The organism is Streptomyces sp. WMMC500, assembly GCF_027497195.1.
Lineage (GTDB): Bacteria > Actinomycetota > Actinomycetes > Streptomycetales > Streptomycetaceae > Streptomyces.
This window is the reverse complement of sequence record NZ_CP114905.1, coordinates 1,660,818-1,675,485: the sequence shown is the minus strand read 5'-3', so window position 1 is coordinate 1,675,485 and position 14,668 is coordinate 1,660,818. Positions and strand designations below refer to the sequence as shown.

At 73.3% G+C, this 14,668-nt stretch carries 11 protein-coding genes and 1 pseudogene; 4 read left to right on the top strand and 8 right to left on the bottom strand.

All coding sequences use genetic code 11. The features are described from left to right. Nucleotides 1–4: 4 nt before the first annotated feature. From O7599_RS06765 to O7599_RS06750, 4 genes are all read right to left on the bottom strand, one after another. Nucleotides 5–709 (bottom strand): phosphoadenylyl-sulfate reductase, encoded by a 705-nt coding sequence (locus O7599_RS06765; protein ID WP_281621188.1) that lies wholly within the window; start codon nt 707–709, stop codon nt 5–7. Next, complete coding sequence (locus O7599_RS06760) at nt 706–888, bottom strand: hypothetical protein (RefSeq protein ID WP_281621187.1); 183 nt, start codon at nt 886–888, stop codon at nt 706–708. Before O7599_RS06760 ends, O7599_RS06765 begins: the two co-directional genes overlap by 4 nt. Beyond that, nucleotides 885–2,579 (bottom strand): nitrite/sulfite reductase, encoded by a 1,695-nt coding sequence (locus tag O7599_RS06755; RefSeq protein WP_281621186.1) that lies wholly within the window; start codon nt 2,577–2,579, stop codon nt 885–887. Before O7599_RS06755 ends, O7599_RS06760 begins: the two co-directional genes overlap by 4 nt. Nucleotides 2,580–2,924: 345 nt before the next feature. Next, nucleotides 2,925–3,485, bottom strand: coding sequence for a GNAT family N-acetyltransferase (locus O7599_RS06750; protein WP_281621185.1), 561 nt, complete (start codon nt 3,483–3,485; stop codon nt 2,925–2,927). Nucleotides 3,486–3,815: 330 nt separating this feature from the next. Between O7599_RS06750 and O7599_RS06745 the strand changes: the two genes are divergently transcribed. From O7599_RS06745 to O7599_RS06735, 3 genes are all read left to right on the top strand, one after another. Beyond that, complete coding sequence (locus O7599_RS06745) at nt 3,816–4,697, top strand: ABC transporter permease (protein WP_281621184.1); 882 nt, start codon at nt 3,816–3,818, stop codon at nt 4,695–4,697. 93 nt (nt 4,698–4,790) lie between these two features. Continuing rightward, a complete protein-coding gene (locus O7599_RS06740) occupies nt 4,791–5,810 on the top strand; it encodes an ABC transporter substrate-binding protein (protein WP_281621183.1) in 1,020 nt (339 codons plus the stop codon). A gap of 3 nt (nt 5,811–5,813) precedes the next feature. After that, the gene (locus O7599_RS06735; protein WP_281621182.1) at nt 5,814–6,623 is read left to right on the top strand and encodes an ABC transporter ATP-binding protein; all 810 of its coding nucleotides are present in this window, start codon (nt 5,814–5,816) and stop codon (nt 6,621–6,623) included. A 115-nt stretch (nt 6,624–6,738) separates the two neighbouring features. On the opposite strand, the gene O7599_RS06730 is transcribed toward O7599_RS06735, so the two are convergent. The 3 genes from O7599_RS06730 to O7599_RS06720 form a co-directional block, all read right to left on the bottom strand. Beyond that, a complete protein-coding gene (locus O7599_RS06730; RefSeq protein WP_281621181.1) occupies nt 6,739–7,770 on the bottom strand; it encodes a peptidylglycine alpha-amidating monooxygenase in 1,032 nt (343 codons plus the stop codon). A gap of 54 nt (nt 7,771–7,824) precedes the next feature. Next, nucleotides 7,825–9,144: a helix-turn-helix domain-containing protein gene (locus O7599_RS06725; protein WP_281621180.1), complete on the bottom strand. Its 1,320-nt coding sequence runs from the start codon at nt 9,142–9,144 to the stop codon at nt 7,825–7,827. 351 nt (nt 9,145–9,495) lie between these two features. Beyond that, nucleotides 9,496–11,157 carry an acyl-CoA dehydrogenase family protein gene (locus O7599_RS06720; RefSeq protein ID WP_281621179.1) on the bottom strand — a complete coding sequence of 554 codons (1,662 nt, stop codon included), beginning with the start codon at nt 11,155–11,157 and terminating at the stop codon, nt 9,496–9,498. On the opposite strand from O7599_RS06720, the pseudogene O7599_RS06715 reads away from it, so the two are divergent. Further along, nucleotides 11,140–12,297: pseudogene (locus O7599_RS06715) on the top strand (YihY/virulence factor BrkB family protein); the annotation flags it as partial. The gene O7599_RS06720 and the pseudogene O7599_RS06715 sit on opposite strands and share 18 nt — an antisense overlap. A gap of 369 nt (nt 12,298–12,666) precedes the next feature. Here the strand turns inward: O7599_RS06715 and polX are convergent. Next, entirely contained in the window at nt 12,667–14,499 is a 1,833-nt protein-coding gene (gene polX / locus O7599_RS06710) for a DNA polymerase/3'-5' exonuclease PolX (protein ID WP_281621177.1), read from the bottom strand. Between the last annotated feature and the right edge of the window lie 169 nt (nt 14,500–14,668).

Here is a 14,668-nt window from a genome sequence, read left to right as displayed (position 1 = left end):
CGGCTCAGACGTTGATGCCGCACTCGGTCTTGGCGAAGCCCGCCCAGCGGCCGGCGCGGGCGTCCTCGCCGGGGGCGACCCGGCGGGTGCACGGCGCGCAGCCGATGGAGGGGTAGCCGTCGGCCAGCAGCGGGTTCGTCAGCACGCCGTGCTCGGCGACGTAACTCTGCACGTCGGCCTCCGTCCAGCGGGCGATCGGCGAGACCTTCACCTTGCGGCGCTTGGCGTCCCAGCCGACGACCGGGGTGCCCGCGCGCGTCGGCGACTCGTCGCGGCGCAGGCCCGTGGCCCAGGAGTCGTACGCGGCGAGGCCGTCCTCCAGCGGCTGCATCTTGCGCAGCGCGCAGCACAGGTCGGGGTTGCGCTCGTACAGCCGGGGGCCGTACTCGGCGTCCTGCTCCGCGACCGTCTGCCGGGGCGTGAGCGAGACGACGTTCACGTCCATCACGGCGGCGACCGCGTCGCGGGTGCCGATGGTCTCGGGGAAGTGGTAGCCGGTGTCGAGGAAGAGGACGTCCACGCCCGGCTGGACGCGGGACGCCAGATGCGCGACGACCATGTCCTGCATGGACGAGGTGACACAGAAGCGCTTGCCGAAGGTGTCCGCCGCCCAGCGCAGGATCTCCAGCGCCGGGGCGTCCTCCAGTTCGCGGCCGGCCCGCTCGGCAAGCGCCGCGGTATCCGTATCCGCGTCTTCGATGACCGTCATCGGTGGTGGTTCCCTCCATCGCTGTCGGAGCGCAGGCCGTCGGCCAGCAGTCCGAGGAACGAGAGCTTGAATGCGCGGTTGCAGGACCTGCACTCCCACGTGCCGTGTCCCTCCGCCGAGGGGCGCAGGTCCTCGTCGCCGCAGTACGGGCAGTAGAACGGCGCCGCCCGGCCGCTCACTTGAGGTCCTCCTCGCCGGCGCGCGCGGCCCACTGGGCGAACCGCTCGCCCTCCTCGCGGCCGGCGGCGTAGCGGGTGAGCACGCGCTCGACGTAGTCCGGAAGCTGCTCCGCGGTGACCTTCAGGCCGCGCACCTTGCGGCCGAAGCCCGGGTCCAGGCCGAGGCCGCCACCGAGGTGGACCTGGTAGCCCTCGACCTGCTCGCCGTTCTCGTCGGTGACGAGCTGCCCCTTGAGACCGATGTCCGCCACCTGGATACGGGCGCAGGAGTTCGGGCAGCCGTTGAGGTTGACGGTGATCGGCTCGTCGAAGTCGGGCAGCCGCCGCTCCAGCTCGTCGACGAGCGCCGCGCCGCGGGCCTTCGTCTCGACGATCGCCAGCTTGCAGAACTCGATGCCGGTGCAGGCCATCGTGCCGCGCCGGAACGCCGACGGCTCGACCTGGAGGTCCAGCGCCGCCAGCGCCTCGCGCAGCGGCTCGACCTGGTCCTCCTCGACGTCGAGGATGAGCATCTTCTGTTCGACGGTGGTACGGAGCCGGTCGGACCCGTGCTGGGCCGCCAGCTCGGCGATCTTCGTCAGCGTGCCGCCGTCGACGCGGCCGACGCGGGCGGCGAAGCCCAGGTAGTAGCGGCCGTCGTGCTGCCGGTGCACCCCGATGTGGTCGCGCCAGCGCTCGGCGGGCACCGCGGGCGCGGGGCCGTCGGCGAGGGTGCGCAGCAGGTACTCGTCCTGGAGCACCTGGCGGAACTTTTCCGGGCCCCAGTCCGCGAGCAGGTACTTCAGCCGGGCCCGGTTGCGCAGCCGGCGGTAGCCGTAGTCGCGGAAGATGGCGACGACGCCCTCGAAGACGTCCGGTACGTCCTCCAGCGGCACCCAGGCGCCGAGCCGCTCCCCCAGCCTGGGGTTCGTGGACAGGCCGCCGCCGACCCAGACGTCGAACCCCGGGCCCAGCTCCGGGTGCTCGACGCCGACGAAGGCGACGTCGTTGATCTCGTGCACCACGTCGAGCTGCCGGGAGCCGGAGACGGCGCCCTTGAACTTCCGGGGCAGGTTGGAGTAGGCGGGGTTGCCCACGACGCGCCGCTGGATCTCCTCGATGGCCGGGGTGCCGTCGATGATCTCGTCCGCGGCGATGCCGGCGACGGGAGAGCCGAGGACGACGCGCGGGACGTCGCCGCACGCCTCGGTGGTGGACAGCCCGACCGACTCCAGCCGGCGCCAGATCTCCGGGACGTCCTCGATCCGGATCCAGTGCAACTGGATGTTCTGCCGGTCGGTGAGGTCCGCGGTGCCGCGCGCGAACTCCTGGGAGATCTCGCCGATCGTCCGCAACTGGGTGACCGTCAGCCGGCCGCCGTCGACGCGGACGCGGAGCATGAAGTACTCGTCGTCCAGCTCGTGCGGCTCCAGGACCGCCGTCTTGCCGCCGTCGATGCCGGGCTTGCGCTGGGTGTACAGGCCCCACCACCGCATCCGGCCGCGCAGGTCGGCGGGGTCGATGGAGTCGAAGCCGCGCTTGGAGTAGATCGTCTCAATGCGTGTCCGCACATTGAGACCGTCGTCGTCCTTCTTGACCTGCTCGTTGCCGTTGAGCGGCGTGAAGTGGCCGGCGGCCCACTGGCCTTCGCCGCGGTGGCGACCGGCCTTGCGACGACCGGCCGCGGTGGGGCGCGAGGAGGAGTTAGCCATGACAGGGGTGTCCTTAAGGCAAGCGGAGGAGCCGGCCGCGAGGGCGTACGACCCCGGTTGACCTGCGCAAACGGTTCTTCGGCAGGGCGGCTCTCCGGGGGCGCGCGCGTGCGTCCGCGACGGTGGGGACGGCTGGGCGGCGGCGGGGGTCGGCGGTGCTGTGACTCTCAGCCCGCCGGACAGATGGCGCTGGACATGCGGCCGAGATCGACGTGACGCCGACTCACCAGGGCGACTCCAGCTCGATCCATGGAGAGAGCGTGGCATGGGGTGCCGCGGATCGTCCACAGTCGTCCGCCATGCGGACAGTCCGGTCTTGCTATATGGACATGGAGGTTTACGGGGCTATTTCCGCGCGCCGCCGGGCCGGGTGTCCTCGGTCCGTACGTCGAAGATCCGGAAGCCGCGGCGCCGGTAGTTGTCCAGGGCGTGCGGACCGTCGTCGCTGCAGGTGTGCACCCACACCCGGCGCGTGGGCGCCCGCGCGGGCCACCTGTCGGCCAGGTCCCAGGCGCGCGCCGTGCCCACGGAGAGCAGGTGCCCGCCGATGCGCCGGCCGCGGCAGGCGGGCAGCAGACCGAAGTAGGTGATCTCCACCACCCCGTCCGGCTGCCCCTCGAGCTCCAGATAGCCGGCCGGTGTCCCGCGCTCGTACGCCACCCACGTCTCGGTCCCCGGCTGCTCGACGAAGGCCCGCCAGCGCTCCTCGTCCCACACCAGCCGGTCCGTCCAGGACACGTCGGCGCCGACGGCCCCGTAGAGATACCGGTTGAAGCCCGGGGACGGGATCTCCGCGCGCACGACGGTGAGTTCGCCCGCCGCGACGGCGGCCGGCACGGCCGCCGGGCTGAGATCGTCTCCGGCGGTCTGCTCCAGTGACCAGGTGGTGAGTGCGGTGTTCTCCACGGGGGAATCAGACCACGGCGCCCGCCGTCTTGCGGACCCCGGGTGCGGTGCAGGAATCTGCCTCACGACCCCTTGCCCGCGGGTGGGCCCCGCCCGTAGCTTATGGCAAGCGCTTTCTGTGGCCTTGGCCACTGTCGTAGCACCGCACCAGGAACCACTCGGCACCACCTGGCAACCAGCCCCACCGCACGACCGCAGGACGGCCTTCGGAACAGGCGGTCACGGTCACCGCCCGGACGCCACCCGGGCGGGAGCCGCGAGCCGTTCCCCGGCCGCACAGAACTGCCCCGGCGACGGCCACGTGTTCAACCTCGATTGGATGCATCTCGAGTGACAACGGCACAGGACGACATCAAGGCGCGCGCCGCCGTCCCGACCGCTCACGAGCGGACGGGGCGGCGCGGAGCGCGCCTCGGCAACCAGCTCGCCGCCTTCGGCTCCGCCGTGTGGCGGCCCCTCATCGTGCTCGCCGTGATCGGCCTCGTCTGGTGGTTCGTCACCGCGCGGGAGATGGTCGAGCGCTACCTCGTCCCCACCCCGGGCTCGGTCTTCGAGGTCATGTGGGAAGACCGCTCGATGCTCGCGGAGCACACCTACGTGACGCTGTACGAGACGGTCATCGGCTTCCTGCTCGCGGCCCTCATCGGCATCGCCTCGGCCGTGCTCATCGTCTACTCCAAGACCGCGGAGCGCTCGCTCTACCCGATCATCCTCTTCGCCCAGGTCATCCCGAAGATCGCGATCGCGCCGATCCTCATCGTGTGGTTCGGCACCGGGCTCTCCCCGAAGATCATCCTGGCGGTGCTGATCGCCTTCTTCCCCGTCGTGGTCTCCGGCGTCGCCGGGCTGCGCGACACCGACCCCGAACTGCTGGACCTCTCCGCGACGATGGGCGCCAGCCGGTGGAGCGTCTTCGTCAAGGTGCGGTTCCCCGGCGCGCTCCCGCAGCTCATGGCGGGGCTGAAGGTCGCCGTGACCCTCGCCGTGGTCGGCGCCGTCGTCGGCGAGTTCGTCGGCGCCAGCGAGGGACTCGGCTACATCCTGCTGCTGGCCAGCGGCAACCTGAACTCGGCGCTGCTGTTCGCGGACCTGATCCTCATGTCGGCGATCGGCGTGGTGCTGTTCGTCGTCATCGAGGTCGCCGAGTCCCTGCTCATCCCGTGGCACGCCAGCCGCCGCGAGGGCTCCAGCGTGACCATGGCGACCACCTGAGCCGGAGCTGTGCACGACCGTCTCCCGCCCGTGCGCGTCCCTGACGCCGCGGCCCGTATCCCGCAGTACCGGACCACCCAGGAAGGCAACGACATGAAACGCACCGCGGCGACACTCACCCTGCTGAGCGCGCTGCTCGCGGCCGCCGCCTGCGCCCCCGACACGTCGGACGACGACGACGGCGGCGACTCGGGCGGCGACGGCAACGGCAAGAAGGTCACGCTGACCCTCAACTGGGTGCCGTACGGTGAGCACGCCGCCTTCTACTACGGCGTGGAGAAGGGCTTCTACGCCGACGAGGGCATCGACCTGGAGATCAAGCCCGGCAACGGCTCCGCCGCCACCATCCAGCAGGTCGCGCAGAACCAGACCGACTTCGGCTGGGCCGACACCCCGCCGCTGATGGCCGGCATCGGCGAGGGCATGGGGGTCAAGAGCCTCGGCGTGTACCTCCAGAAGGGCCCGTCCTCCGTCCAGTTCGTCTCCGACGAGAACATCAAGGAGCCGGCCGACCTGGAGGGCAAGACCGTCGCGGGCACGCCGGGCGACGCGATGTACGCCACCTTCCCCGGGTGGCTGGAGGCCAACGACGTCGACCCCTCGAAGGTGAAGGTCGTCAACGTCCAGCCCGCGGACAAGATCTCGCAGCTCGCCGCCGGCAAGGTCGACGCGATCATGGGCTTCTTCCACGACCAGGGCCCCACCATCGAGAACACCACCGGCGAGACGGTCGACTACATCCTCTTCTCCGACTTCGGCATGAACGTCCTCGGCACCGGCATCGTCGCCTCCGACAAGCTGCTGGCCGACGACCCGGAGCTGGCCAAGGCGTTCGTCCGGGCCACCACCAAGTCCTGGGAGGAGGTCGAGGCCAACCAGGAGGAGGCCGTGAAGATCATGTCCGAGGCCGCGACCGAGCCGCCGCCGGACAACGTGCTCGCCAACCAGCTCAAGGACACGCTGCCGCTGCTGGAGGGCGACGGCGGCGCCATCGGCGTCAACTCCGAGGAGTCGTGGCAGGAGACTATCGACCTGCTGTCGGAGGGCGGGATGCTGAAGGAGGCCATGAAGCCCGCCGACTACTGGGACGCGTCGTACGCCGCTAAGGGGTGAGCAGTGCCGCAGCTCGAACAGAAGAAGTCCGCCGCGACCGACGCGGCGGATTCCGCAAGCATCGACATCCGCGATGTGACGTGCACGTTCACGACGAAGCGCAGTCGCACCACGGCGGTCGACGGGGTCTCGATGCGGATCGAGCCCGGTGAGTTCGTCTCCATCCTCGGCCCGTCGGGCTGCGGCAAGTCGACCCTGCTGAAGATGATCGCCGGTCTGGTGCTGCCGACGACGGGCCAGGTCAGCCTGCTGGGCCAGGAGGTGACCCGTCCACAGCGCAACATCGGCTTCGCGTTCCAGCGGGCCGCGCTGCTGCAGTGGCGCGGGGCGCGGAAGAACATCCTGCTCCAGGCCGAGATGCGCGGCATGGACAAGCAGACCGCGGCCCGCCGGGCCGACGAGCTGATCGAGCTGACGGGCCTGACGGGCTTCGAGGACGCCCTGCCGCACGAGCTGTCCGGCGGCATGCAGCAGCGGGTGGCCCTGTGCCGCGCGCTGCTGCACGAGCCGCCGGTGCTGCTCCTCGACGAGCCGTTCGGCGCGCTGGACGCGCTGACGCGGGAGCACCTGAACGTGGAGCTGAACCGCATCTGGCGGGAGACGGGCACGACCATCGTGCTGGTCACCCACTCCATCTCGGAGGCGATCTACCTCGGCACCCGGGTGGAGGTCATGAGCGCCCGCCCGGGCCGGATCGTCGAGACGATGCCGGTGGACCTGCCGCGGACCCGCGACTACGGAAAGGTCATGTCGGCCCCGGAGTTCGAAACCCTGGCGGCCCGCATCCGCGGCCTCCTGGGCGGCGCCCACTAGCCCCCTGCCGGGCGGCGCGGTCGGGTTCGGCGCAGTGTCGCGCGGGACCGCCGGTGCGGGTCACCGGCGGTCCCGCGCCGCGCTCTGCCGCTCCGATGCGCTTCCCCGCCCGGCGTCAGCCGGTGGCGCGGCGCCACTTGCGGAGGCTCACCAGCTCGCGCGGCGGGCTCAGTTTGCTGCCCACCTCGACGTACGACACCTCCGCCGCGTACACGTCGCCCGCCGAGTCGACCGCGATGCTGTGCAGCCAGTTGAAGCTGGCCGGGGACTCGCCGGGGAGGTCCGCGCCGAAGCGGGTGACCTCGCGGCCCGCGGTGTCGAAGACGCGGATCTTGTGGCCGATGCCGGGGACGCCGTGCTGCACCGGGGGCGGGCCCTGTTCGGCGACGTAGAGGCGGGTGTCGGGGCCGGTGCCCGTGGCGCAGACGGCCACGGCCTTGTGCGCGTGCCAGGTGGTGCGGAAGTCGCCGGCGCGGGAGAAGACCTGGACGCGGTGGTTCTCGCGGTCGCAGACGACGACGGTGCCGTCGCCGTCGGCGGCGTCCGCGAGGGTCAGCGCGTGCGGGAGGCTGAAGCTGCCCGGGTCCGTCCCGGGGGTGCCCCAGGAGGCGAGGTGGCGGCCGGCGGCGTCGTAGTGGTGGACACGGGAGTTGCCGTAGCCGTCGCTGACGAAGACGTCGCCCGTGCGCGGGCATATCGCCACGTCCGTGGGGCGGTTGAAGGGCTCGCCGCTCTGGAAGCCGCTGGGCTCGCCGGTGCCGAGGGTCAGCAGGGTGGTGCCCGCGCGATCGGTCTTGGTGATCCTGTTGCCGACGTCGTCGACGAGCCAGAGGTGGTCCTCGTGGTCGACGGTGACCGCGTGCGGGCGGGTGAAGCGGCAGCCGCGCCAGCGCGGCTGGGTGTTGCCGTAGGGGTCCTCGTACAGCTCGGTGCCGAGGTACGGGGTGTCGTTGCCCCACATGTCGACAACGTTGCCGTCCGGGTCGAAGACGAGCACCGGCATGTTGCCGCGGTTGAAGACGTAGACCCGGTCGGCCGAGTCGACGGCCACGGAGGTGGCTTCCCTGAGCCAGATCCCGTGCGGGATCTTCGCCCAGAGGGGGACGGGTTCGTAGACGGTGTCAGCGGTCGCGGGCCCGACGGGCATCGCTTCCTCCCCTGCAGACGCGTGGGCCGGCGATCATAACCCGCGCGGGCGAACTCAGCTCCGGGCGGCCAGGACCGCCGGGGCCGTGGACCGGGGGAGCAGGTCGGCGGGCCGGGTGGGGAGCAGGAGCTGGACGTCGACCTCGTCGGAGAAACGATACGGCCGATGCGCCAGCAGCCCGCCCAGCTTCCGGCGCAGCCGGGACAGCTCCGCGCGTACCGTCACCGTGCGCCCCGGGTCGCCGAAGAGCGCGTCGGCCAGCGCCGTGGAGCTGAACCCGTCGCGGTGCACCGCCAGCAGGTACAGCAACTCCGCGTGCCGCGGGCTCACCTGCTGCGACCAGCGCCCCGCGCCGCCCAGCACCGCCAGGCTCGGCGACGCCGGCCGGGTCAGGTCCAGCACCACCCGGGTCGGCGCCGCCGCGGTCCCCTCCGGCTCGACCCGTACCAGCCACCCACCGCCCGGCAGCGGCTCCAGCGCACACCGCCCGAGACCCGGCAGCACGCACGGGCCCGCCGCCGGCGACTTCGGCAGCGCCACCCGCTCCGGCGGCACCATCCCGGTGGCCGCCGCCGCCCAGCCGTGCTCGTCCACGGCCAGCACCCGGCCGCCGACACCCGCGAGGACGGGCGCGGCGACGGCCCGCAGCCGCTCCATCGCCGTCCAGTGCCGGTCCCGCAGCTCGCCCTCCGCGACCCGGCCGACGGCGGTGACGAACGCCAGCGACATCGTCGGCATCGTGCGCGCCGGGCCGGTCACGTTGACCACGCCGAGCAGCCGCCCGTCGCGCGGGTCCGTCAGCGGCGCGGCGGCGCAGCTCCACCGGCGGCAGGTGCGCAGGAAGTGCTCGTCGCCGTAGACGCCCACGGGGTGGCCCGTCGCCAGCGCGGTGCCGATGCCGTTGGTGCCGACGGAGTCCTCGCTCCAACTCGCGCCCTCCGCCAGCCCGATGCGGCTCACCGCCTTGAGCATCGCGCGCTCCCCGTCCCGCCACAGCACCACGCCGTCGGCGTCGGTGACCACGACGACGTGCTCGGGCACGGTGTCCTCGGCCGGGATCAGCCCGTCGCGCAGCACCTCGCGCAGGGCGCCTACACCCGCCGTACGCCGCCGCCACTCCAGCTCCGCCACGCCCACCTGGCGCCGCGGCCGGCCGCACTCGCGGTCCAGGCCGCTCTCCTCCGCGCGGCGCCACGAGTCGCCGATCACCTCGCGCGGCCGGTCGGCGGCCGCCGGCAGCTTCGGCAGGGGGAGCGCGTACGCCTCGGTGGCACGCCCGTCCGTACGCCCGCCCGCGCGGCCGCTCGCCGAGCCGCCCGCCGGCCCGCCCGCACCGGTCAGCGCACGGCCCCAGCCGGCCCGGGGGCCACGCACCCGGCTCCGCTGCCGGGGCCCCCGCCCGCCGCCGCCCGTATCCGTACTCTCCGGCACAACACTCCCCGCCGGCCCGCCCGTTCGGCCGGCCTGGGGTCAATGGTGCCCGGGTCACCGCCCCTCCGCCCACCTCTTGGACCAAACCGATCACGCAGCATTTCTACGTTGCAACGGTGTGCAACCTTTGCGTGCGCGCGTGCGCGAGGAGTTGAGTGGCCCGGGGTTGACGAGCGGAGGGGGTGCCGAGTCGGCGCGGCACCGCTTTCCGACGCCCTGCCACAGCGGAAGGCCACCTCTCCACCCTGCGGGAGGGGCCTTCCGCTGTCGATCCCCGCGCCCGCCGGACAGGTCCTAGCCCGCCACCGGCCGGGCCCGGTCGACCACCGCGCGCAGGTCGGGCCCGTGCGGCAGCGTCCCCAGCGCCGCGCCCCACTCGCCGCCCAGCCGCGAGGCGCAGAAGGCGTCAGCCACTGCCGCCGGCGCGTACCGTACGAGCAGCGCCCCCTGCAGCACCAGCGCCAGCCGCTCCGCCAGCCGGCGCGCCCGGGTCTCGACTCCCTCCAGGTCGGACAGCTCCGTCAGCAGGGCCTTGACCGCCCGGTCCAGCCGGTGGTCCGCGCCGCGCGCCCGGCCGATCTCGGTGAGCACGGCGTCCACCGCCCGCGGCTCCCGCCGCAGCGCCCGCAGCAGGTCGAGCGCCTGTACGTTGCCGGAGCCCTCCCAGATCGAGTTCAGCGGGGCCTCGCGCAGCAGCCGCGGCATCCCCGACTCCTCCACGTACCCGTTGCCGCCCAGGCACTCCAGCGCCTCGGCCGTCACCGGCGTACACCGCTTGGTCACCCAGTACTTCGCCGCCGGCAGCGCCAGCCGCAGGAAGGCCCGCTCCTCGTCGGTGTCCGCGTCGTACGCCGCCGCCAGCCGCAGCGCCAGCGCCGTCGCCGCCTCCGACTCCAGCGCCAGGTCGGCCAGGACGTTGCGCATCAGCGGCTTGTCGGCGAGCACCCCGCCGAACGCCGCGCGGTACGTGCAGTGGTGCACCGCCTGCGCGACCGCCTGCCGCATCACGGCCGCCGCGGCCGTCGCGCAGTCGACCCGGGTGGCGGCGACCATCTCGATGATCGCCGGGATGCCGCGGCCCTCGTCGCCGACCCGCCAGGCGAGCGTCGTGCCGTCGAACTCGACCTCCGCGGAGGCGTTCGAACGGTTGCCGAGCTTGTCCTTCAGCCGCTGCAGCAGGAAGGTGTTGCGGCTGCCGTCCGGCAGCACCCGCGGCAGCAGGAAGCAGGTCGGCCCGCCGGGCCCGGCGCCGGCCGGCCCGGCCGGCGCCTGCGCGAGCACCAGGAAGGCGTCCGACATCGGCGCCGAGCAGAACCACTTGTGGCCCGTCAGCGCGTAGGCGCCGTCCCCGGCCGGCTCCGCGCGCGTGGTGTTCGCCCGTACGTCCGAGCCGCCCTGCTTCTCCGTCATCCCCATCCCGGCGATCGCCCCCGCCTTCCCGGCGACGGGCGCCAGGCCCGGTTCGTACACCCGCGAGGTCAGGAGCGGCTCCCACACGGCGGCCAGCTCCGGCTGGGCGCGCAGCGCGGGCACCGCGGCGTGCGTCATCGACAGCGGGCAGCCGTGCCCCGCCTCGGCCTGCGTCCACACCAGGAACCCCGCGGCCCGCCGCACGTGCCCGTCCGGCCGGTCCCAGGCGTCGGTCAGCCCGGCGGCCACGCCGCGCTCCAGCAGCCGGTGCCAGGAGGGGTGGAAGGCGACCTCGTCGATTCGGTGGCCGTAGCGGTCGTGGGTGTGCAGGACCGGCGGCGAGGCGTTCGCCTCGACGCCCCACCGCTGCGCCTCGGCGGACCCCGCCGCCAGACCGAGGGCGGTCAGCTCCGCGTGCGCCTCGGCGCGCCGCTCGGGCGCGACGTACCGCTCGACCGCCTCCGTGAGGGCCGCGTCCGCGGCGTAGACGTCGTAGCCGACCAGGGGCGGTGCCTGATTTGTCACCGAATGAGTAACTGCTGCCATGACAGCTACGGTAGGCAGGTGGGAGCAGAACGGGAAACGGGTGCGGAACAGGACGGACGCGGCGGCCCCCGCGGCCGGCTGCGCCGGGCCCGCGCCGTGTACCAGAACCTCCCCAAGCGCCGGGTGGCCTGGCTGCTGCTGAAGGACACCGTCGACACCTGCATGCAGCACCGCGTGATCGGCCTCGCCGCCGAGGCCGCGTTCTTCAGCCTCCTGTCGCTGCCGCCGCTGCTCCTCGGCCTCCTCGGCCTGCTGGGCTACTTCGACCAGTGGCTCATCGACATCGAGACGATCCGGGGCAACATCATCGACGCCTCCGACACGGTCCTTACGGCCAAGGGCGTCGACCAGATCGTCCGCCCGCTGATCGACGACGTCACCCGCGGGGGGCGCCCCGACCTCATCTCGTTCGGCTTCGCGCTCGCGCTGTGGTCGGGCTCGCGCGCCGTGAACGTCTTCATCGACACCATCACCATCATGTACGGGCTCGAAGGCCACCGCGGCATCGTCAGGACCCGGCTGCTGGCGTTCGGGCTGTACCTCGTGGCGCTGGTCATCGGCGTGGTCGCGCTGCCGCTGACGGTGGCGGGGCCGGACGCGGTGGTGCAGTTGCTGCCGTGGAGCGAGACGGCCGTCCGGGTGCTGTACTGGCCGGTCGTCGTGCTGCTGTCGATCATCTTCCTGACGACGCTCTACCACGCGGCCGTCCCCGTGCGCTCGCCGTGGCGGGAGGACCTGCCGGGCGCGCTGGTCGCGCTCGGCATGTGGCTGCTGGGCAGCGTGCTGCTGCGGCTCTATCTGCTGAACGCCGTGGAGGGCCCGACGATCTACGGGTCGCTGGCCGCCCCCGTCGCGGTGCTGCTCTGGTTCGGCGTCTCGGCCTTCGCCGTGCTGGTCGGCGCGGCGGTCAACGCCGCGTTCGACCGCGTCTGGCCGTCCGTCGCCACCGCCACGGGCCGCGCCGAGACGGCCCGCGCCCGGGAGGAGGCGGCGGCCAGGCTGGTCGCGGCGGCCTCCTCGGAGCGGCAGGCGCGCCTGCGCGGGCTCGACGGGGACGCCTCGGCCGAGGAGTGGGCGCGGGAGCCGGAGCCGGAGCGGGCGGAGGAAGAGGAGGAGGCAGGAGAAGAGACCCGGCGGGCCGGGGCGGCGGGCCGCAGGGCCGGGGCGGGGGTCCGAAGGGCCGGGGCGGCGGTCCGGCGGGCCGGGACGGTGGCCCACCAGACGGTGGCCCACAAGGCGGGGGCGGAGGCCGGCCGGACCCGGGCGGAGGAACGGCGGGCCGAGCCGCGGGAGCCCGCGGACCCGCCGGAGCGCGCGGACCAGCCGGAGCGCGCGGAGCCGCCGGAGCGGGACGAGCCGCCGGAGCGCGCGGAGCCGCCGGAGCGGGACGAGCCGCCGGAGCCCGCGGAGCCGCGGGAGCGGGAGGAGGCGCCGGGGCGGGAAGAGCGGGAGGAACGGGAGGAGCGGGAGGAGGACGAGCGGCACGAGGTCACGTGAGCGGCCCGCCCCTCACGTTCCCTTCGCCCGCAGGAAGCGGCGCAGCTTCGCCAGCGGCCAGGTATTGATCACGTCCGCCGGCGTCAGCCAGCCCCGCTGCGCGATGCCCACCCCGTAGCGCATGTTCGCCAGGTCCGTCACGGAGTGCGCGTCGCTGTCCACGGCGAACTTCACGCCGTGGCTCCGCGCCCGCAGGATCAGCTCGTCCGGCAGGTCGAGCCGGTTCGGGTGCGCGTTGACCTCCAGCGCCGTGCCCGTACGGGCGCAGGCCGCGAAGATCGCGTCCCAGTCCGCGTCGACCGCCGGCCGCTTGCCGGCCTTGCGGGTGGTGGGGTGGCCGATGACGTGCACGTGCGGGTTCTCGACGGCCGCGAGGAAGCGCCGGGTCATCTCGTCCTTCGGCTGGGTGAAGTGGGAGTGCACCGAGGCCACGCACAGGTCGAACGTCTCCAGGAACTCGCCCGGCCAGTCGACCGAGCCGTCCGGCGCGATGTTCAGCTCCGTGCCGTGCAGCAGCCGCAGCCCGCCCCTGCCCCGCCGGTAGCGCGCGTCCAGCTCCGCGACCCGCTCGCGCTGGGCGAGCATCTTCTCCCTCGTCATGCGCTGCATGCGCAGCTCGGGGGCGTGGTCGGTGATCGCGTAGTAGGCGTAGCCGCGCTCCCGGGCGGCGTCGACCATCGCCTCCAGCGTGTCGATGCCGTCGGTGAGGTCGGTGTGGGTGTGCAGGTCGCCGCGCAGGTCGTCCTCCGTGACCGGCTCCGGCAGCTCGTCGCGGGCCGCGGCCTCGATCTCGCCGCGGTCCTCGCGCAGCGGCGGCGGGATCCAGGGCAGGCCGAGGCGGGCGTAGACGTCCTCTTCGGTCGTGACCCGGATGCGGCGTCCGCTACGGGCGTGGAAGAGCCCGTACTCCGACAGCTTCAGCTTCTTGCGCACGGCGTTCTCGCGGAGGCGGATGTTGTGCTGCTTGGACCCGGTGAAGTACTGCAGCGCCGCGCCCCACGCGTCCGGCGGCACCACCCGCAGGTCGACCTGGACGCCGCCGGTGGTGCGGATGCTCGTCTTCGTCTCGCCGGCGCCGATGACCTCGCCGACCACCGGCAGCCCGGTGAACGCCGCCATCAGCGGCGCGGAGTCGGCCGCGGCGGCGAGCACGTCGAGGTCGCCGGCCGTCCCGCGGCGCCGGCGCAGCGAGCCCGCGTACGCGCAGCGCTCGCAGCCCGCCACCGCGGACAGCCGCGCGACGATGTCCTCGGCCAGCTCCAGCGCCGTGTCGACCGGGATCCGGCCGGTGTTCGCGCGCAGCAGGTCGATGCCGTGGAGCAGCTTCTCCTCGCTCTTCGGCCCGAACCCCTTCAGGCCGCGCAGCCGCTGCTCGGCGATCGCCGCGGACAACTCGTCGACGGAGGACACGCCCAGCTCCTCGTACAGGACCAGCGCGCGCTTGGGGCCGAGGGCGGGGATCGCGATCAGCTCCCGGACCCCGGCGGGGATGCGTCCGCGGGCCTCGTCGATCGCCGCCACCCGGCCCGTGCGCAGATACTCGCCGACCTTGCCGGCGATGGAGGCACCCACTCCGGGGATCGCCTTCAGCTCCTTGGCGTTCAGCCCGGCGACGTCGGCGGAGTGGCCGGCGACGGCGCGGGCGGCGCGCTCGTAGGCGCGCGCCTTGAAGGCGTCGCCACCGGTGATGGACAGCAGGTCGGCGTACTCCTGAAGGAGCGCGGCGACCTCCTCGTTGGACGCCACGTCGGTCACCTCGGTCACGTCGCGGGGCACGGGGGGCTCGGGGAAGGGGGGGTACGGCAGCGGGCCGGCGTCCGGCGACGCTCCTGTGCCGACAAGCATGCCGCCGATCGCCGCTCCCCGCCGGACGAGCGCGGCGGGTGCCCCGGCCGGCGGCGGGGAAAACCCGTGGCGTGACACGTGCGCGGCTGCATACGCTTTCAGCGCACCACGTGACCGGTATCGACCAGGGAGGTGAGGGCCATGACCGACGCCGTCAGGGGCGCAGTCC